The sequence below is a fragment of the Mangrovicella endophytica genome (genome assembly GCF_002893625.1).
In the GTDB taxonomy this organism is placed as follows: domain Bacteria; phylum Pseudomonadota; class Alphaproteobacteria; order Rhizobiales; family Rhizobiaceae; genus Mangrovicella; species Mangrovicella endophytica.
Genome location: NZ_PKMZ01000001.1, coordinates 776,653 through 794,859, shown reverse-complemented (window position 1 = coordinate 794,859; position 18,207 = coordinate 776,653). Strand labels below are relative to the sequence as shown.

Annotated in this window: 15 protein-coding genes and 1 pseudogene; 11 read left to right on the top strand and 5 right to left on the bottom strand. The window is 67.1% G+C overall.

Annotation, left to right across the window (positions count from 1 at the left end; genetic code table 11):
* The first annotated feature begins 3 nt into the window (after positions 1-3).
* Together C0R46_RS03665 and C0R46_RS03660 are read left to right on the top strand one after the other, a co-directional pair.
* Positions 4-1,233, top strand: coding sequence for an MFS transporter (locus tag C0R46_RS03665; protein WP_102958197.1), 1,230 nt, complete (start codon positions 4-6; stop codon positions 1,231-1,233).
* A gap of 201 nt (positions 1,234-1,434) precedes the next feature.
* Positions 1,435-2,090: pseudogene (locus C0R46_RS03660) on the top strand (DJ-1/PfpI family protein).
* 218 nt (positions 2,091-2,308) lie between these two features.
* On the opposite strand, the gene C0R46_RS03655 reads toward C0R46_RS03660, so the two are convergent.
* Positions 2,309-2,764 carry a YqaA family protein gene (locus C0R46_RS03655; RefSeq protein WP_102958196.1) on the bottom strand — a complete coding sequence of 152 codons (456 nt, stop codon included), beginning with the start codon at positions 2,762-2,764 and terminating at the stop codon, positions 2,309-2,311.
* A 199-nt stretch (positions 2,765-2,963) separates the two neighbouring features.
* Here C0R46_RS03655 and C0R46_RS21240 point away from each other — a divergent pair, with 199 nt between their 5' ends.
* Positions 2,964-3,095: a hypothetical protein gene (locus tag C0R46_RS21240; protein ID WP_280952988.1), complete on the top strand. Its 132-nt coding sequence runs from the start codon at positions 2,964-2,966 to the stop codon at positions 3,093-3,095.
* 739 nt (positions 3,096-3,834) lie between these two features.
* Here C0R46_RS21240 and C0R46_RS03650 read toward each other — a convergent pair.
* A complete protein-coding gene (locus tag C0R46_RS03650; protein WP_157944545.1) occupies positions 3,835-4,437 on the bottom strand; it encodes a mechanosensitive ion channel domain-containing protein in 603 nt (200 codons plus the stop codon).
* 232 nt (positions 4,438-4,669) lie between these two features.
* On the opposite strand from C0R46_RS03650, the gene C0R46_RS03645 reads away from it, so the two are divergent.
* A complete protein-coding gene (locus C0R46_RS03645) occupies positions 4,670-5,260 on the top strand; it encodes a hypothetical protein (protein ID WP_157944544.1) in 591 nt (196 codons plus the stop codon).
* Positions 5,261-5,352: 92 nt separating this feature from the next.
* On the opposite strand, the gene C0R46_RS03640 is transcribed toward C0R46_RS03645, so the two are convergent.
* The 3 genes from C0R46_RS03640 to C0R46_RS03630 all read right to left on the bottom strand — a co-directional run bounded on the left by C0R46_RS03640 (position 5,353) and on the right by C0R46_RS03630 (position 8,722).
* The gene (locus tag C0R46_RS03640; protein ID WP_102958193.1) at positions 5,353-6,855 is read right to left on the bottom strand and encodes an MFS transporter; all 1,503 of its coding nucleotides are present in this window, start codon (positions 6,853-6,855) and stop codon (positions 5,353-5,355) included.
* Positions 6,856-6,933: 78 nt separating this feature from the next.
* On the bottom strand, positions 6,934-8,046 hold the full coding sequence (locus C0R46_RS03635) for an ATP-binding protein (RefSeq protein WP_102958192.1): 1,113 nt from the start codon (positions 8,044-8,046) through the stop codon (positions 6,934-6,936).
* A gap of 4 nt (positions 8,047-8,050) precedes the next feature.
* Entirely contained in the window at positions 8,051-8,722 is a 672-nt protein-coding gene (locus C0R46_RS03630) for a response regulator (RefSeq protein WP_102958191.1), read from the bottom strand.
* A gap of 170 nt (positions 8,723-8,892) precedes the next feature.
* Between C0R46_RS03630 and C0R46_RS03625 the strand changes: the two genes are divergently transcribed.
* The 7 genes from C0R46_RS03625 (at position 8,893) to C0R46_RS03595 (ending at position 18,152) form a co-directional block, all read left to right on the top strand.
* The gene (locus C0R46_RS03625) at positions 8,893-10,074 is read left to right on the top strand and encodes an efflux RND transporter periplasmic adaptor subunit (RefSeq protein WP_102958595.1); all 1,182 of its coding nucleotides are present in this window, start codon (positions 8,893-8,895) and stop codon (positions 10,072-10,074) included.
* A gap of 8 nt (positions 10,075-10,082) precedes the next feature.
* Positions 10,083-13,205, top strand: a complete 3,123-nt coding sequence (locus C0R46_RS03620; protein WP_102958190.1) for a multidrug efflux RND transporter permease subunit — start codon at positions 10,083-10,085, stop codon at positions 13,203-13,205.
* A gap of 77 nt (positions 13,206-13,282) precedes the next feature.
* Positions 13,283-13,816 carry a GNAT family N-acetyltransferase gene (locus C0R46_RS03615; protein WP_102958189.1) on the top strand — a complete coding sequence of 178 codons (534 nt, stop codon included), beginning with the start codon at positions 13,283-13,285 and terminating at the stop codon, positions 13,814-13,816.
* Positions 13,817-14,034: 218 nt separating this feature from the next.
* Entirely contained in the window at positions 14,035-15,744 is a 1,710-nt protein-coding gene (locus tag C0R46_RS03610; protein WP_245413394.1) for an ABC transporter ATP-binding protein, read from the top strand.
* 528 nt (positions 15,745-16,272) lie between these two features.
* Positions 16,273-16,728: a carboxymuconolactone decarboxylase family protein gene (locus C0R46_RS03605; RefSeq protein ID WP_102958187.1), complete on the top strand. Its 456-nt coding sequence runs from the start codon at positions 16,273-16,275 to the stop codon at positions 16,726-16,728.
* A gap of 208 nt (positions 16,729-16,936) precedes the next feature.
* Positions 16,937-17,686, top strand: a complete 750-nt coding sequence (locus C0R46_RS03600) for an SDR family oxidoreductase (RefSeq protein WP_102958186.1) — start codon at positions 16,937-16,939, stop codon at positions 17,684-17,686.
* Between the two features lie 40 nt (positions 17,687-17,726).
* Positions 17,727-18,152 (top strand): cupin domain-containing protein, encoded by a 426-nt coding sequence (locus C0R46_RS03595; protein WP_102958185.1) that lies wholly within the window; start codon positions 17,727-17,729, stop codon positions 18,150-18,152.
* Positions 18,153-18,207: the final 55 nt, after the last annotated feature.

The following is an 18,207-nucleotide window of genomic DNA, read 5'->3' as shown; positions in this document are numbered from 1 at the left end:
TCCATGTCCGACTTTGCCGTTTCCGCTCCCGCCCCTTCGCCCGCTCCCGTCGCCGACGAGCCCCGCGCGGCCTGGCCGGCGGTGGTCTCCCTTTCCGTCGGTGCCTTCGGCCTCGTGACGGCGGAGTTCTTGCCCGTCAGCCTGCTCACGCCGATGGCCACCGAGCTCGGTGTCACGAACGGCGTGGTGGGCCAGGCCATCACCGCGACCGCCGTGATGGCGGCGATTGCGGGTCCGCTTGTGGTCCTGGCGTCGGGCAGGCTTGACCGGCGATTGATCGTCTGGGTGCTGATGGCGATGCTGGTTGTCTCGAGCGTGCTGGTCGCCGTGGCGACGAGTGTCCCCATGCTGCTCCTGGCGCGGGCGCTGCTCGGCTTCGCGCTCGGCGGCTTCTGGGCAATGATGACGGCGCTCGCGCTGCGGCTCGTGCCCTCGCGCGACGTGCCGCGCGCCATGTCGACGATCGTGATGGGCGTGTCGGTCGCGACTGTGGTGGCAGCGCCGCTGGGAGCGGCGCTCGGCGAGCTCTGGGGCTGGCGTGCGACCTTCCTGGCGTCGGCCGGGCTTGGTCTCGTCTCGCTTCTCGTGCAGATGGTGGTTCTGCCAGCACTGCCGTCGAGCAAGGCGCCGAGCTTAGCCTCGTTCGGAACCGCCCTACGGCGCCGGGCTGTCGCAATCGGCCTTCTGACCATCGTGATCGTGGTATCGGGTCACTTCGCCGGTTTCACCTTCATCCGCCCCTTCCTGGAGCAGGTGCCACGCCTGTCGGTGTCGTCGATCTCGATGGCGCTGCTTGCATTCGGCATCGGCGGCTTCATCGGCAATATCGCGGCAGGGGTGGCCGCCGCGCGCAGCCCGGCATGGGGCGTGGGCATCGCCGCGCTCCTCATCGGCGCCGCAGCGATCGCCCTTGCAATGTGGGGTGACTCGGCCGACGTGGCGTTTGCGGCCACCGCGCTCTGGGGCTTCGCCTTCGGCGGCTTCCCGGTCGCCATCTCGATTTGGAACGCCCGCGCTGCTCCGGACCTCGCCGAAAGCGCGGGCGCGCTCCTGTCCTCGTCGTTTCAGGTCGCGATCGCGAGCGGCGCGGTAATCGGTGGATTGCTGATCGATGGCGTCGGCCCACGCGGGGTGATCGTCTATGCCGCGGCGGCGGTGGCCCTCGGCGCCGCGCTCATGCTGACCGCTGGCCGCACCTCGGAAGCGGCCCGTGTTGCCGCAGCACGGGGATAGGGTCCATTCGCGATGGGGCGGTTGGGCGGTGGCGAAATCGGCGCGGGTCCTGTCACGTCGGAGATCCGGGCACGGGTGAAAGCGACGATCTCGATCCGGTGCGAGAAACAGGACACGTTTTTGGCCTGAAGCGGGCGATGATCGGCGCAGTGGCCGACTGGTCTGGGCCAGGCCGGCTCCGTCGAGAACAGGAACGGACCCATGCCCCCTCACTTCGGCCTTCTCTGCTTTCCCGGCGTCCAGCAGCTCGATCTCACCGGCCCCTACGAGGTCTTCGCCTCTGCCACGGGCGCGATCGTCCACCTTATCTGAAAGGACCTTCAGCCGGCCCGCTCGGCGCCGGGCCTGGTGCGACGCTCGACACGACCTTTGCAGACGCCCCGAACGTCGATGTCCTGTGTATCCCCGGCGGCGGCGGTGTGAACGCACTTCTGACCGACCAGACAGCGCTCGCCTTCATCCGCGACAAGGCAGCAAGAGCAGTTCGTTACTTCGGTCTGCACCGGCGCGCTGGTTCTGGGCAAGGCGGGGCTTCTGACCGGCAAGCGCGCTGCCACGCCGTGGAACGCGATGGACTTCCTGCCGCTTTTCGGAGCGACCCGGTCCAGGAACGCGTCGCGCAGCACGGATCCCTCATCACCGCCGGCGGCGTCATCTCGGGTATCGACTTCGGCCTGAAGGTAATCGCCGAACTCCTCGGCCGCGAGGAGGCCGAGACGATACAGCTTTCGCTCGAATATGCGCCTGCTCCCCCGTTCGACGCAGGCTCGCCTTCGACGGCCCCGGGCGCAGTGGTCGAGGCGGCTAAAGCACGTTCGGCCGGATCGCGGCGGGAGCGAGAGGCACTGCTTCGCTGATTCGCAGCGATCACCAATCCTCGCGGAAAGGCAGACTGGCCAGTTTTGAGCCGAACGGCGCCGGGGAAGCGGAAGCGGGAAGCCGACCAACCGCTTTCGACCCTTCTCGGACACTGGTGATTATCGCTTCGATCCGGAAAGCGGACATACCCAGCATTCAGCGGCATACAAGCTGGCAAAGCGTGGAGGCTCAGCCAAGACGTCAGCCACGCCTCGGATCATCCAGTTGGCGGGTCGAACGACAGCTCGATTGAACATGGCTTCGAGCCATCGCTCGATAGGATGAAGACCACTGGATCGAGCTCCGTCGCACCGCTCGCCACCGTCACCACCTTGAATGGGAACGGCGTCAGGCCGGCCACGAGGACGATCCACGCGCACCACTCGTTGTAGGTCTCCGCGAACTTGGCTCCGTAGCCGTAGAAGGCGAGAAGCGGCTCGGCGAGATCCTCGAACAGGAAGGCTCCGATGACGGACCCGAGGACGGACGTCGCAGTGCAGATGAGGACAAGCGACCACGCTCGGCGTCGTTCAGCTATAACCATCGGTATCAGAAGCGCGTCGGGCGGGATCGGGAAGAACGAGCTCTCGGCGAACGACACGGCACCCAGCGCGTAGGCAGCTCTCGGGTTGGCGGACAGGCGCATCGTCCAGTCGTAGAGGGATGGGAGCATGGGGCTCCCTTCTGCTGTCGCTCAGCTTCACTTATCGCACGGGGCGGTGCGCACCCCCTTCTCGTAATCGATCCAGGACATCCGGGCCCTTCTGGGCTGCCCGAAACCCTGCGATGGGTCCTCTCCACGCAACCTCAACCGTCCCTGCACCCGTCGCCAACCCGTGCGCGGTAGCCCAATGGAGAACTGGAGGCTGCCCATGATCGTCCGGAATTTCTTCATCCTCTGCATTATCTGCGGCGTGTTCGCCGTCCTGTTTTCCCGCCTCGTCAACTACCAGCAGACGCATGTCGGCATCTCCCGGTTCGACGAGCCGTTCTGGCTGGAATGAGGCCGGAGCCGCGATAGGCGTTTGACGAGAACGCATCGTCCTGCGGCAGCACTCCGCCTGTCGCAGGTCATCGATAACGCACATCCCGCGAGGTGCGAGCCTCTTCCGTTGACAGTCTTCCATCGCGTGCCTCACGCACCTCGTCGGTCCGGTCACGGGGTGCGGCCCGGCCGACGAAGCGCCGCTGCCACATGCGGGTTCTTGTCAGATCCTGCTGTCCGGTGATCCCGATACCGGACATCATCGCAGGGATCCCGTGACGACTGGACAATGATCGGGACGAACGCGTGATCGAACTCGCCGCCTGCCGGGGCCACCGGACCACTGCCGCGGCCGACATCCCATCGAGACGGTCGATGGACATCGGCCGCACCGGCGAACCGACCGAACCTACCAGGTTCGCGCTGTAGAACGGCGTTAACCCTCAATCCACCACCGATATGCCAACCACGGCGCTGAACTCGGAGGACGCGTCCTTCGACGGTACGGCCATGCCAGCCCGATCGGCCGCCTGCGACCCGAGCCAATCCGATCCGCCATCGGTAGCGCAGGCGGATCGTTATTTCTGAATTCGAGCTCCCACCGCGGTCGGACAGCCCCGGCGCTCCAGCGGTTCTCGCTCGCAACGGCGTGACCTGTCGGGTGTCTTCGGCCTCACAAAATTCAACGAGAGCGCAGGGCGCGACCTCTGCACTTGAAGCCCGGCGCCTCCGACCGTTACGGACGGGGCGGTCGGACGTTACGTCCGCAGAAGCCGGACGCTCGGCGATAGCGATGGCGTCGCTCGCAGTCTCAAGGCCCGGGCCAACTGCACCAGGATCTCGCTGCGCACGCCGGAAGCGGAGCGCGGCGAGGACACGAAGGCCGTGGCGACGTAGCGGATCTTCTCGTCGGCAATCGAGTCGAGCATCACGCTCGCACCGGGCTCGTCCAGGACGCCGGGATGGGCGGTGACCAGCTTTCGCGCGAGGGCGATGACCTCGTCGGCGTTCTCTCTCGCGGGCGTCGTGAAGTCGATGCGGATACGGCCCAGCGGTTCGCCGAGCGACATGTTGCGCACGCTTTTGGTGATCAGTTCCGAGTTCGGGATGATCAGCGTGGAATGGTCCGCGATCCGGATTTCCGTCGAGCGCACGCTGATGCGCCGGACGGCCCCCTCTTCCTCCCCTACACGGATCGTGTCGCCGACCTTCACCGGACGCTCGGCGAGCAGGATGAGCCCGGAGATGAAGTTCTGGGTGATGGCCTGAAGACCGAAACCGATGCTGACCGAGAGCGCGCTGGCGAGAACGCTGATGCGCTCCAGGCCAACGCCCAGCGTCGAGGCCGTCCAGACGAGCACGGCCGCCACCCCAGCGTAACGGACGATGGTGGTGATCGAGCTGCGCGTCCCCCACGTCGATGTGCGTGGCCGGTAGGAAGGTGGTGTCGAGCCAACGGGTGATGAGGCGCAGCGAGGCGAGTCCGATGACGAGCACAAGGAGGCTGCGCAGGCCTGCGCCGAATTCGGGAAGTATGCTCCTCCATGCGTCGGCGACGAGGTCGGGCAAGTTCATGAATGACGGGATGGCGGCTTGCCCCAGCGGAGCCAGTACGAGGCGAACCGCAACGCACCCGACCGCGACACGCGAGACCGCCGACGCAAGGAGACCGCCCTGTCTCAGTGCCCGCTCGTGGATGTTGAACCCGCGGCCCAAGAGCTTGCCGACATGGCCCCCGCGCGACAGCGCACCAGTGGCGAGGTCGTCCAGCGCCGCTGCCGCAAGATACGCGGCCGACACGACGACGGCAGTCCAGATGATCTGGGCGCAAATCATCCCGACGAGGGTGAGGTTGCCACGAGCCAGGAGCACCGTGCAGAGCGCGACGACGATCCAGCCGGCGAGCATCAGGATGCTCGCCACAGGATGCCGGCTGGTAACGCCGCCCGCTTCACGGTCGCGCAGGAGCCGAAGCCTTCCCATCGCGACCAGAAAGAGGACCACGAGACCGAACGCAAGAAGCGCGAAAACAAGGTTGGCAACGGTGCTGGCGATCGGGCTCAAGCCGACGATGCCGGTAAGATCCGTCAGCACGCCCCCGACCACCACGATGAGCGCCGTCAGGATGGGGAACGGTCGCAGGGTCGCGGCATCGCGGTCGCCGATGGGCAGGAGACGAGATGACCCGCGGCCTACCGACAGCAGCGCTCCACCTAACGCTGCCAGCGCCGCGCCCAGGGCCACGGGGCGCTGCCGCCAGGGATGCGGGGGTGGCCTTATCGACGTGCTCCGGGCACGGGAGTTCGCGTCATCCAGCCCACGCCCATTCCGGCAGCGAACGTTGCGACGCTCGCCACAACAATGACGGCCATAACAGCCCGGTCGAATGCGGCGAAGGCGGCCTCCCGCAAACCATCGGACAGTCCATCTGGCAATGCCGCGGCCGCGACGAGCGCCTCGTCGAGGCTGTCGAAGGCCGATGGCGCAACCGCCAGTCCCGCAGGCACGGTCAAGGATCCCCCGTATACGGCGGTCAGGATGCTGCCGAGAATGGCGATGCCGATCGCACCGCCAAGTTCAAAGGACAGCTCCTCGATCGAGGCCGCCATGCCGGCCCGGTCGATGGGCGCGCTCGACATGATGACGCCGGACGCTGCGGTCATTGTCGCGCCGAGCCCCGCTCCCGCTAGCACGAAGCCCGGCACCTGCCAGGCCAGGGGCGCGTCGTAGGTCAGTCCCGACAGCGCAAGGCCGAAGCCGGCAAGAAGCAAGCCGCCCCAGAGAATGTTCGTCGCGCCCAGGCGCGGCACCGCGGCGCCTGCGATCGGCCCCGTCACGAAGGCCGCCAATGGGATCGGCAGCGTGAAGAGGCCTGCATCCAGCGGGCTCAAGCCCAGCACGAGTTGAAGGCGCTGGGAGAGGACGAGCATGAAGCCGATCAGCGCGAACGTCGCGACGAGAGCCGTGGCGACGCCTGCGGCGAAGTTGCGGTCCCAGAACAGGGAGAAGTCGATCAACTTGTGCTGGGCGCGATCCTGGCGTCGCTTGAAGAGGAGGAAGGCAGCCACGCCGACGACGACCGCCACGAGGGCATGGACAAGCGACGCGTCGCGTCGAGCTGCCTCCTTCACCGCATAGGCGATTGCAACGAGACCCACCAGGATCTGGACGGACCCCAGAAGATCCCATGGGCGCGTGGATTTGCCGGGTCGGGCGGGCATGAGCCAAGCGCCGAATGCGAACGCGAGCACGGCCACCGGAACGTTGATCAGGAACACCGACCCCCACCAGAAGCGCTCGAGCAGGAGGCCACCGACGACGGGCCCCAGCGCAGCGCCGCCGGACGCGACCGCCGCCCAGACGCCGATCGCGAAGGAGCGCTCTCGTTCGTCCTCGAAGGTGAGGCGGATGATCGAGAGCGTCGCGGGCATCATCGCGGCCGCTCCGATGGCGAGGAGCGCACGGGCGCCGATCAGAACCACCGGCGTCGGCGCGAAGGCCGCGAGCAGGGACGCAAGACCGAAGACCGCCAGGCCGGAAAGGAACAGCCGCTTGTGTCCGTGGCGGTCCCCGAGCGTGCCGAGCCCGGGCAGGAGCCCGGCCATGACAAGCGGATAGGCGTTGACGATCCAAAGCTTCTCGGTCGCGCTCGCCGACAGGTCCGCCGTCAGCCGCGGCAGGGCGGCGTAGAGGACGGTCACATCCACGGTGATCAGAAGAAGGGCGCTGGACAGGATCGCCAGTACCAGCCATCGGCTGCCGGCAAGGGTCTCGGTCATGGAGCGGGCTTTCGGGAAGCGGACCGGAGCGCACACCGGGACGGTGTCGGGTCGCTCGAAGCGGTCATCGGGTCGGAGTTAGACGATGATGATTGGGGACGCTGCGTCCCGGCGAGCCTGGCGATCGGGCGGGCCAGCCGTCGCCAGGATCATTTCGAACAAGGCACCGCCTCCCGGCGCCGCGCGGTAGCGCACGCTTCCCCCGTGGGCCTCGGCTATGGCGCGCACAACGGACAGGCCAAGACCGTTGCCCCCGACCTCCCGCGCACGCACGGGGTCTCCCCGCACGAAGGGGTCGAAGACGCGGGTCGCCATCTCGGGAGACAAGCCTGGGCCCTCGTCGGCGACACGGAGGCGAGCCACGCGCTCCGACACACTGAGCGAGATCGTGATCGCTCCTCGCGCACCGTGTCGCCGCGCATTGGTGACGAGCGCGAGAAGAGCTTGGCGGATACGCGTCGCATCGACCCGGACCGCGACGTCGTCGAGGTCGAGCCGAAGCGGGAACCCGGCAGCGGCCAAGTCCGGCCCGGCGAACTCGGCTAGTTCGGTCACGACTTGAGCGAGGTTCACGTTCTCGAGGCGCAGGTCGAGATGCCCGCTGTCTGCCAGCGTCACGGTGCGCAGGTCCTCCACCAACCGTGCGAGGCTGTCGACCTGAAGGACCAGCCCACGCAGCGACCGCTCGTCTGGCTCGAACACGCCGTCGATCATGCCTTGGAGTCGGCCCTTGAGGATCGTCAGAGGGGTGCGCAGCTCGTGCGCGATCGTGGCGTTCCAGAGCGCCATGTCGGCAGCCATGTCCTGAAGGCGCTGGGCCATGGTGTTGAAGTCGTCGACGAGTTCCGCCGTTTCGCCAAGCGAGCGGTCGCCGGGCTGGGCGCGCGCCGACAGGTCGCCGTCGGCGATGCGACGGGCGCTCAGGGCCAGCGTTTCCAGCGGCTGAAGGATGCGGCGCGCGAGGCGCAAGGCGACGAAGACGGCGATCGGCAGCGTCAGGAGGATGGCGATGCCGAGGATGGCGAGGTCCGTCAGCGTCAGCCAACCACTGTCCGTCTCCAGCCGCGGGTAGAGGGCGATCATCACCGTGTAGGCGAGGTAGGTGCCGAAGAAGACGATCAGGCCGGCGACCACGGTGATCGCGGACATAGCGAGGAGGATCTGACGACCGAGGCCGGCGGGAAGCTTCATGGCTTCAAGCCGTCAGCCGATAACCGACGCCGCGCACCCCGGCCAGCAACCCTTCGGCTCCTGCCTGCTCGAGCTTCTTGCGCAACTTGCTGAGATGGCTGTCAACGGTGCGGTCAAGCGCGTCGGAGCCCGGCAGGCAGGCATCGACCAGCTCGCTCCGCGTGAACACCTTCGTCGGGCTGCGCGCCATGTGCGCCAGAATGCGGAACTCGGTCAACGTCAGTGCGAGCTGCGTGTCGCCCAGGCTCGCCTGATACGCGTCGAGGTCGATCGACAGGTCCCCCACCCGGAGCACGCCGGCGGCGCTAGCAAGGCCCGACCGGCGCAGCACGGCCTTGGCCCGCGCCACGACCTCGATCGGGTTGAACGGCTTCACCACGTAGTCGTCCGCGCCGATGCGCAGGCCCTGGAGCCGGTCGATGTCCTTGTCGAGCGCGGTGATCATGATCGCGGGCGTCTGGCCCCGGCGACGCAGTTCGGCCAACACCTCCCATCCGTCGAGGCGCGGCATGGTGACGTCGAGAAGCACAAGGTCCGGCTTCAGCGCGAGGTGGAGGTCGAGCGCGGTGCGGCCGTCGCGTGCCTGCACGGTTCGGAACCCCTCGCGGGTCAGGTAGGCGTCGAGAATCGCTGCGATCTCGTCGTCGTCCTCGGCGATCAGGACCAGGGCTGTCATGGCGTGCGTTCTCCTTGGCGTCGATGGATGCCATCGGCTGGGGCAGACGTCGAGCGCCCCGGAGCCGTCTCCACACAACCGCAACACGGGCTCCACGCGGGCGCGACGGATTGGATTGATGAGAGCGGCGTCGCCCAGACGCGACGTACTCGATGCTCTGGAACTGCGTGATGCCCGCCCTGCGCCACCACTCGATCCCCGCCGTCCTCACTGCTGCCGCGCTGCTGCTCGGCGCCTGCACAAAGGGCGAGAGCGGCACGGCGAATGCTGATCAGGCTGCCGATCCGCCGCGCGTCGCAGTGATCACCGTCGAGCCGCGCCGCGTGGTGGTCACAGACGAGCTGCCCGGACGCGTCTCGGCGCTGCGCACGGCCGAGATCCGCCCGCAGGTCTCCGGCATCGTCCAAAAGGTCCTGTTCATCGAGGGCTCGGAGGTGACGGCCGACCAGCCGTTGTTCCAGATCGATCCAGCCCCGCTCGCGGCAGACGCCGAGGCGGCAGAGGCGGTGCTGGCACGCGCGCAAGCCGATCTTCTGAACGCTGGCCTCAAGCACGAACGCATCCAGGCGCTGTCCGACGCGCGGACGGCAAGTGCCGCGGCGCTCGGCGACGCGACGGCCGCGCTTGCGCAGGCCAAGGCCAGCGTCGCCGAGGCCACGGCCACCCTGACGCGCCGTAAGCTGGAGCTCGCACACGCGACAGTGCGGAGTCCCGTTCCCGGGCGAATCGGCCAGGCGCTGACCACCGAGGGCGGACTCGCCTCGGTCGGCGGCACGACGCCGCTCGCCGTCGTCCAGCAGCTCGACCGCGTCTATCTCGACGTGCGCCAGCCCTCGGTCCGCCGCGAGGCCTTGGAGGACATGGTGGCAAGCGGGCGCAGCGAAGAGGCCGATACGCCGGTCGTCGACATCCTGACGATCGCCGGCAAGCCCTACGAGTTCCCGGGCAAGGTCCTGTTCTCCGACACGACAGTCGATCCGGGAACTGGCAGCCTCACCCTCCGGGTCGAGGTGCCCAATCCCCATCGCCAGCTCCTGCCGGGCATGTACATGCGTGCCAGGGTGCCAAGCGCCGTCTATTCCGCCGCCCTGACGGTGCCGCAACAGGCGGTCGGACGCGACGCGGCCGGCAAGCCGCAACTGACCGTCCTTTCGTCCGACAACACGGCCGCGACCCGCGCGGTCGAACTCGGGCCGCTGGTCGAGCGGCAGTACGTGATCCTGTCGGGCCTGTCCGCCGGGGAGACCGTCGTGGTGGAGGGTCAGGACCGTGCCGAACCCGGCCGTCCGCTTTCGCCCGTCCCCTACCAGTCCGCCGAGTACCAGTCCGCCCCGTCCCCAAGCGAAGGCTGAGTCCGCCCATGCCACAATTCTTCATCGACCGGCCGGTCTTCGCCTGGGTCGTCGCGATCTTCATCACGCTGGCGGGCGTTGCCGCCATCCCGCAGCTTCCCGTCTCGCGTTTCCCGGAGATCGCGCCGCCGAGCGTCGGCATCAACGCCAGCTACACGGGCGCCAGCCCGCAGACGGTCGCCGACAGCGTGGTTGCGCCGATCGAGCGCGAGCTGACGGCGGTCAAGGACCTCCTCTACTTCGAGTCCTCCGCGGACGCGACGGGCAATGCCAGCATTACCGCGACCTTCAAGAGCGGCACGGATCCGGAACTCGCGCAGATCGATGTCCAGAACCGGCTGAAGGCCGTCGAGCCGCGCCTGCCGGAGCCTGTCCGCCGGGCGGGCCTTTCCGTCGAGTCCGCCTCGTCCGGTTTCCTGATGATCGTGACCCTGCGCTCCGAGGGCGGAAAGGTCTCGACGCTCGCGCTCGACGACTATCTCGCGCGCAGCCTGTCCCCCGAACTGAAGCGGGTGGCCGGTGTCGGCCGCGTCCAGTCCTTCGGCTCGGAGGCGGCGATGCGCGTCTGGGTCGATCCGGCGCGCCTCGTCTCCTACTCGGTCTCAATGGCAGAAATCGTGCAGGCGATCCAGACTCAGAACGTGCAAGTTGCGCCGGGCCGGCTCGGCGAGGCGCCCACCGTCCCTGGACAGGCGGTCAGCGTGCCCCTGACCCTCAGCGGCCAGTTAGAGACGCCGGACGCCTTCCAGGCCATTGTCCTGCGCTCCAATCCGGACGGCTCGAAGCTGACGCTTGGCGACGTCGCCGACGTGGCGGTCGGCCCGCAGACCATGGGCTTCTCGATCTTCGACGACGGCAAGCCGGCGACCGCCGCCGCCATCCAGCTCGCCCCCGGCGCCAACGCCGTCGCGACCTCGGAGGGCGTGCGCACGCGCCTCGCCGAACTCGCCCCCTCAATGCCGGACGGCATCTCCTACGCCGTTTCCTACGACACCGCGCCCTTCGTGAAGCTCTCGATCACCAAGGTCGCCCACACGCTCCTAGAGGCGATGGTGCTCGTCTTCCTGATCATGCTCCTGTTCCTCCAGAACGTGCGCTACACGCTGATCCCGACGATCGTCGCCCCCATCGCGCTCCTCGGCACCTTCGCGATAATGTGGGTGATCGGCTACTCCGTGAACGTCCTCACCATGTTCGGCATGGTGCTGGCCATCGGCATCATCGTCGACGACGCGATCGTGGTGGTCGAGAACGTCGAGCGGCTGATGGCGACCGAAGGCCTGTCCCCGCGCGATGCGACGCGCCGCGCCATGCGCGAGATCACCGGCGCCGTCATCGGCATCACCCTCGTCCTCGTGGCGGTGTTCCTGCCAATGGGCTTCGCCACCGGCTCGGTCGGCGCGATCTATCGACAGTTCACCGTATCGCTCGCCGTCTCGATCCTGTTCTCAGCCTTTCTGGCCCTCAGCCTGACGCCCGCGCTCTGCGCCACGATCCTGAAGCCCGTCTCTGCCCACCACCAACGCAAGGGTTTCTTCGCCTGGTTCAACCGCGGCCTTGACGCGCTGACGGGGCGTTACGTCGGATGGGTCGGCTGGTTGGTGAAGCGCGGCGTGCGCGTCATGCTGGTCTACGGTGCGATCGTCGCGGCGCTCGCCTACGGCTTCGCCCCCCTGCCGACCGCCTTCGTGCCGGACGAGGACCAGGGCACGTTCATGACCTCCTTCAGCCTCCCGGCGGACGCCACGGCGGAGCGCACGCAAAAGCTCGTGAAACGCTACGACGCCCACGCCATGGCGCGCCCCGACATCGCGGGCAACCTGTCGATAATGGGCTTCGGCTTCACCGGCTCGGGACCGAACGCCGCCATGTCCTTCACGAGCCTCAAGGATTTCGAGAAGCGCACCGGCAGCACCGACGCCGAGGTCGCGGCCGCGACGGAAGCGATGCGCCAAGCCACCGAAGGCGAGGTCCTTGTCATGAAGCCGCCGGCCATCGAGGAACTCGGCACGACGGGGGGCTTCGCGCTGCGGCTCGTCGACCGCGCAGGCCGAGACGCAGCGGCGCTGCGCACGGCGTCCGAGACGCTGGTGGCGCAGGCCGCGAGGAACCCGATGCTTCGCGAAGTGCGTGTCGACGGCCTCCCTGGCGGCCCGACCGTGCGGCTCGACATCGACCGCGAGAAAGCCGGAGCGCTGGGCCTGTCCTTCTCCGCCATCACCGACGGGCTCAGTGCGGCCATGGGCTCGACCTATGTCAACGACTTCCCCCGCGCCGGGCGTCTCCAGCAGGTCGTCGTCCAGGCGCGGGCTGAGGACCGGATGCAGGTCGAAGACGTCCTCAAGCTCAACGTGCGCAACGACAAGGGCGGTATGGTCCCCCTCTACGAGGTCGTAACGCCGCAGTGGTCGGTCGCGCCACTCCAGCTTAACCGCACCAACGGCTATCCCTCGCTCAGCATCTCCGGGGACGCCGCGCCCGGCGTGTCGAGCGGAACTGCGATGAGCGAGATGGAACGGCTTGCCGCTGAGTTGCCCGGAGGGTTCGGCGTGGAATGGGTCGGCCAGTCGCTTCAGGAACGGCAGTCGGGCTCCCAGGCGCCGATCCTGCTCGGCGTCTCCTTCGTGGTCGTCTTCCTGGTGCTCGCCGCTCTCTACGAGAGCTGGGCCATCCCACTGGCGGTGATGCTGGTCGTGCCGCTCGGCGTCGTCGGTGCGGTCGCGGCGGTCCATCTCCGGGGGCTGGAGAACGACGTGTTCTTCAAGGTCGGGCTCATCACTCTGATCGGCCTGTCGGCCAAGAACGCCGTGCTGATCGTCGAGTTCGCCCGCCATCTCCGCAGCGAGGGCCTCGGGCTCGTGGAGGCGGCCAGGGAGGCGGCGCGGCTGCGCCTGCGGCCGATCGTGATGACCTCGCTCGCCTTCGCGCTGGGCATCGTGCCGCTCGTGATCGCCCGCGGCCCGAGCTCGGAAACGCAGAACGCGCTCGGCACTGGTCTGTTCGGCGGCATGATCTCGGCCACCGTCCTCGCCGTCCTCTTCGTGCCGGTGTTCTTCGTCCTCGTCATGCGGCTCGCGGAGGGCCCATCGACGGCTACGGCCGAAACAAGCCCGGCGCCCGCCGGGCTCTGACCTGGCACCCGTCACGCCCCCGGCAAAGGCCGGGAGCGTGATGCCTCCTGCCGTCCACCCTAGACCCCGGAGACTCCATGACCCCTTGGCCCGCCCCCGGCCTCGTCACTCTCGACATCGCGTCCGAGAGCGACCTGCCCCGCTTCCGCGAGGATCTTCAGGACTCCTTCGGGATCGCGGTGGTGGAAACGTTCGGTTCGATCGGCAAGCGGCCGATTCCGCCAGACGAGGACGTGGCCGCGTCGCTCAAGGCCCCGAACGCGGTGGTTCACCGCATCCTCGAGGACGGCCGATGGGTGGGCGGCGCCGTCCTCTCGATCGACGCCGAAACGCGACACAATTCGCTCGACCTCTTCTACGTGCGCGCCGCCGAGATCGGCCGCGGCATCGGCCGCAAAGCCTGGGCGGCGATCGAGGCCGCCTATTCAGACACGAAGGTCTGGACGACCCACACGCCCTACTTCGAGAAGCGCAACATCCACTTCTACGTCAACGTCTGCGGCTTCCACATCACCGCGTGCCACCACGCCGGCCAGCCGGATCCGCACCGTCCGGACGAGCCGCACCTGCCCGGTGACGACGGCATGTTCCGCTTCGAGAAGCGCTTCTGAGATGCCGGCGGTGCATCCCGATGTCCCGAGCCTCCACTCGATCTCCACCATCGCTCGACGCTTCGTGCACGCAGCCTGATCAGTGAAGCACGGCCCGAGGTCCGCAGGACCGTCCTGAACCGCCGCGTCCGAACCCGCGAGATCCGACCATGCATGACACCGACGCTGGCTTCACCGACTATGAAGCCTGGGCCCAGCAGCACACTCCCCGGAGGCGCGTGCTCACACTGTTTCGGCCGCACTTAAGGGCTCTGCTGATCGTTCTGGGGCTGATAGTCGTCGCCGGCATAGCGGGAGCGACGACGCCGTTCATGATGCGCGCGATCATAGACGACGCGCTGCCGGCCAGGGATGCCACGCTTCTGGTCTGGCTCTGCGCCGGGCTCATCGGCGTCGCTGTCCTGTCGGCCGTCGCCGGCGTACTGCAAGCCTACGTCTCGACCCAGATCGGCCAGCACATCATGCACGAGCTGAGGGTGACGCTTTACGAGCACTTGCAGTCGCTCTCGCTCGCCTTCTTCGCCACGGCGCGCACCGGCGAGGTTCAGTCGCGCATGTCGAGCGACATCGCCGGCCTGCAATCGCTCTTCACCAACACGGCAACCGACGTCGCCCGCAACCTGAGCGTCGTGGCGACCACCGTCGTCGCCATGGCCCTGCTCGACTGGCGCCTGGCGCTTGCCTCGCTCGCCTTCATGCCGATCCTGTTCTGGCTCAACAATCGTGTGGCGGCCCTGCGCGAGCGCATCACCTTCCAGCAGCAGGAGCGGATCGCCGACATGTCGGCGACAGTCACCGAGTCCCTGTCGGCCGGAGGCTTCATTCTCGGACGGACCATGGGGCGAGCGCACCATCTCGTGCGACTCTTCCGTCAGACCTCGTCCGACGTCGCTCGTCTCGAGCTGCGATCCCACACGGCCGGGCAGTGGGAAGTCGCCATCATCATGTTCGCCCTCGACATCCTGCCGGCGCTGACCTTCCTGATCGGCGGGCTGATGCTCGCCCAGGGTTTCGGCGTCTCGATCGGCACCCTCGTCGCGCTCATCGCCTTGCAGGAGCAGTTCCTCTGGCCCACGCTCGAGCTGTTCGAGGCACGGGTCGAGTTGCGCAAGGCCCGAGCCCTGTTGACGCGCGTGTTCGGCTACCTCGATACCGAACCGACGCTCGTCGAGCCCACGCATCCCGTCGACGTCGATGCGAGCACTGTCCGCGGCGAGATCGCCTTTGAAAGCGTCTCCTTCTCCTATCCCGCCTCCGACCGCCGGACTCTGGAGCGCATCGACCTGCGCATTGAAGCCGGCAAGCACACGGCAATCGTCGGCACCACCGGCTCGGGGAAGAGCACGCTCGGCCATCTGCTCGCGCGCCTCTACGACCCTGACAATGGGCGGGTGACGCTGGATGGTGTCGACCTCAGGGATCTGAGCTTCGAAACGCTCTCTCACGTCCTGGGTGTCGTGACCCAAGACCCTTTCCTCCTCAATGCCAGCATCGAGGAGAACCTACGCTTGGCCAAACCGGACGCCTCCTCGTCAGAGATCGATCGGGCGCTCGAACTGGCGCAACTGACGGGAAAAGTTGCCGAGCTGCCAAGAGGTCTGCAAACCAAGGTCGGGGAGCGCGGATACCAGTTCTCCGGCGGCGAGCGGCAACGTCTTGCGCTTGCCCGGACCATCCTGCGCGATCCCAAGGTACTCCTGCTCGACGAGGCGACTAGCGCGCTCGACACGCAGACCGAGAAGGCCCTTTCGGCGGCGCTTGCCGCGCGTCGCGATCGAACGGTGATCTCGATTGCGCATCGTCTGTCGACGGTGCGCCATGCGGACCGGATCGTGGTGCTCGAGGCAGGCCGGATCGTCGAACAGGGAAATCACGATCAGCTCGTCGCCGCGAACGGGCGCTATCGCCAACTGGCGATGATCGGGTGATCTCGAGCGAACGGCGCAGACTGTCGATGACAGACGGATTGGAGGGACGCGATCAGGCGCGGGCTTGAACAGGCGCAAAAACGGCGCCCCCGCGAGTCAGTTCATGGGGATAGCCGGACATGACCGCAGGCAGGAGCTCGACATGAAGCAGGACAAAGGAACGCAGGCGAGAAGGATCTCCACGTTCAACATAGGCCTGCTTTGGGAGGCAGGATACGGTCCCCTGGCCATCATCGGCAAGTTCACAGCCATAGCTGCTGTTCGTCGCTTCATCGGCAAACGACCGCATTCCACCCGGTCGTGCCAATCGACGCCTGGGAAGCGGATGTCCGGAAGCGGAACCATCCGGTTCCGACCCAAATCGGTCGGCCATCGACCTGCTCAACCTGATCGGAAGCGGACGTAGATGCGTTCGGCTGAAATACGAGCTCTTTGTGTGGAAATCCTGCCGGCATGTCACATCCGGCTCGCTCGGCTCGTCCTGCCTCCGAACGTCGATCTCCGGCGCTCCGAGTACAAGGACGGGACATGAGCGACAACAAGCGACTGGTCTGGAACGAAGTGGCGCCGCAGGGTGCCAAGGCGCTCTATGGCATCCACCACTACATCACGACGGGCACCGATCTGCCGCACGAGCTGATCCACCTTGTCTTCCTACGGGTATCGCAGATCAACGGCTGCGCCCACTGCATCGACCTGCACACCCGGGACCTGCTGAAGACGATGCCGCTCGATAAGGTGGTCCTGGTTCCGGTCTGGGCTGAAGTGCCCCACCTGTTCTCCAACCAGTACCGCGCCGCGCTTGCCTGGGCGGAGGAGGTTACACGGGTCAGCGAGACACACGCCTCCGACGAAGCCTACGCAGCCGCAAGCGCTGCCTTCGCGCCCAAGGACCTCGTCGACCTGACGATCACGATCGCTGCGATGAACGCGTTCAACCGTCTCGGCGCGCCCTTCCGCCTCCCGGTCCAGGCGAAGGCCTAGCCCGTTCTACCGTTTCATCAGGGACGGCGCCAATGCCGTCCCGCCCGCCGACGTTGATCGATCCCTGACCGACAATTCTGTGTCTCGCTTCGCTGATTTTCTTCGGGGCATGTCACATCCGGACCAGCCCCTCTCGTCCTTTGTTCGACGGACGCGAGAGCGCGGCGTGGAGCCGCCCCGTCCGTTCTTGAACGAGGAGACGGGTACAATGAGGATCGTGGTGATTGGCGGTAGCGGACTCATCGGTCAGCACCTGACGACCGAACTCTCGCGGCAAGGGCACGAGGCCATCGCGGCATCGCCTAGCAGCGGCGTGAACGCGCTGACGGGCGAAGGCTTGGCCGAGGTCCTTGCCGGAGCCGACGCTGTCGTCGACGTTTCGAACTCGCCCTCCTTCGAGGATGCGGCGGTGCTCGACTTCTTCGAACGCTCTGGCCGCAACCTCCTCGCCGCCGAGCGCGAGGCGGGTGTGAAGCACCACGTTGCCTTGTCCATCGTCGGCACGGACCGCCTTGAAGGGAACGGCTACTTCCGGGCCAAGGTCGCCCAGGAGCAGATCGTCAAAGGCTCCGGCATCCCCTTCACCATCGTGCGCGCGACCCAGTTCTTCGAGTTCGTAGCCGCCATCGCGGAAAGCTCAGTCGACGGCGACCGCCTTGTCGTTCCCGATGCAGACTTCCAGCCCATCGCCGCTATCGACGTCGCCGCAGCGCTCGCCGATGTCGCGCTTGGTTCGGCGCGCAATGCGACGATTGAGGTCGCCGGACCGGACCGCCAGCCGTTCCGGGACTTCGTCGCCCGCCGCATCGCCGCCAATGGAGACCATCGGGAGGTGCAGGCCGACAGAGCAGCGCGCTACTTCGGCGCTGCGCTCGAAACGGGTTCGCTTGTTCCTGCGCATGCGGAAGCAGTGCGGCTCGGGCCGACGCGGTTTGAGAGTTGGCTCTCCGCCGCCTGAGCCCGATGCACTTCTCTCGCCCACGAAGAAAGCCCCATCCATGTTCAGACCCTTCCTGGTGAGAGCCCTCCTCGCCGTCTCCGTCGTGTATGCCGTCCCCGCCATGGCGGCGGATGTCGCGAGGGGCGAAGCCCGCGTCACGACGATCTTCGACCATCCGCTGCCCTCTGTTCCCGGCAAGAGCCTGCGCGGTGTTCTCGTGGAGTATGGTCCGGGTGGCTCCTCGCCATCCCATACCCACGCCGCCTCCGCCTTCATCACAGCAACCGTGATCGAGGGCGCGGTGCGCAGCCGGATCAACGACGGGCCGGAAAAGGTCTTCCGCGTCGGCGAGAGCTTCGTCGAGATGCCAGGCGACCACCACGGCGTCAGCGCCAACGCGAGTGACGACGAACCCTCCAAGCTCCTCGCCGTCTTCGTCGTGGATACGGACGACACCAAGCTGACGACGCCGGACCGTCCGTAGGGAACCCATGTATTCTGGGCAGCGAGGCACATCATTGGCCATCATTGCTGAAGCA

Coding starts and splice junctions, on each gene's coding strand:
- C0R46_RS03665 (WP_102958197.1), top strand. CDS start 4: ATGTCCGACTTTGCCGTTTCCGCTCCCGCCCCTTCGCCCGCTCCCGTC.
- C0R46_RS03655 (WP_102958196.1), bottom strand. CDS start 2,764: ATGCTCCCATCCCTCTACGACTGGACGATGCGCCTGTCCGCCAACCCG.
- C0R46_RS21240 (WP_280952988.1), top strand. CDS start 2,964: ATGATCGTCCGGAATTTCTTCATCCTCTGCATTATCTGCGGCGTGTTC.
- C0R46_RS03640 (WP_102958193.1), bottom strand. CDS start 6,855: ATGACCGAGACCCTTGCCGGCAGCCGATGGCTGGTACTGGCGATCCTG.
- C0R46_RS03635 (WP_102958192.1), bottom strand. CDS start 8,046: ATGAAGCTTCCCGCCGGCCTCGGTCGTCAGATCCTCCTCGCTATGTCC.
- C0R46_RS03630 (WP_102958191.1), bottom strand. CDS start 8,722: ATGACAGCCCTGGTCCTGATCGCCGAGGACGACGACGAGATCGCAGCG.
- C0R46_RS03625 (WP_102958595.1), top strand. CDS start 8,893: ATGCCCGCCCTGCGCCACCACTCGATCCCCGCCGTCCTCACTGCTGCC.
- C0R46_RS03620 (WP_102958190.1), top strand. CDS start 10,083: ATGCCACAATTCTTCATCGACCGGCCGGTCTTCGCCTGGGTCGTCGCG.
- C0R46_RS03615 (WP_102958189.1), top strand. CDS start 13,283: ATGACCCCTTGGCCCGCCCCCGGCCTCGTCACTCTCGACATCGCGTCC.
- C0R46_RS03605 (WP_102958187.1), top strand. CDS start 16,273: ATGAGCGACAACAAGCGACTGGTCTGGAACGAAGTGGCGCCGCAGGGT.
- C0R46_RS03600 (WP_102958186.1), top strand. CDS start 16,937: ATGAGGATCGTGGTGATTGGCGGTAGCGGACTCATCGGTCAGCACCTG.
- C0R46_RS03595 (WP_102958185.1), top strand. CDS start 17,727: ATGTTCAGACCCTTCCTGGTGAGAGCCCTCCTCGCCGTCTCCGTCGTG.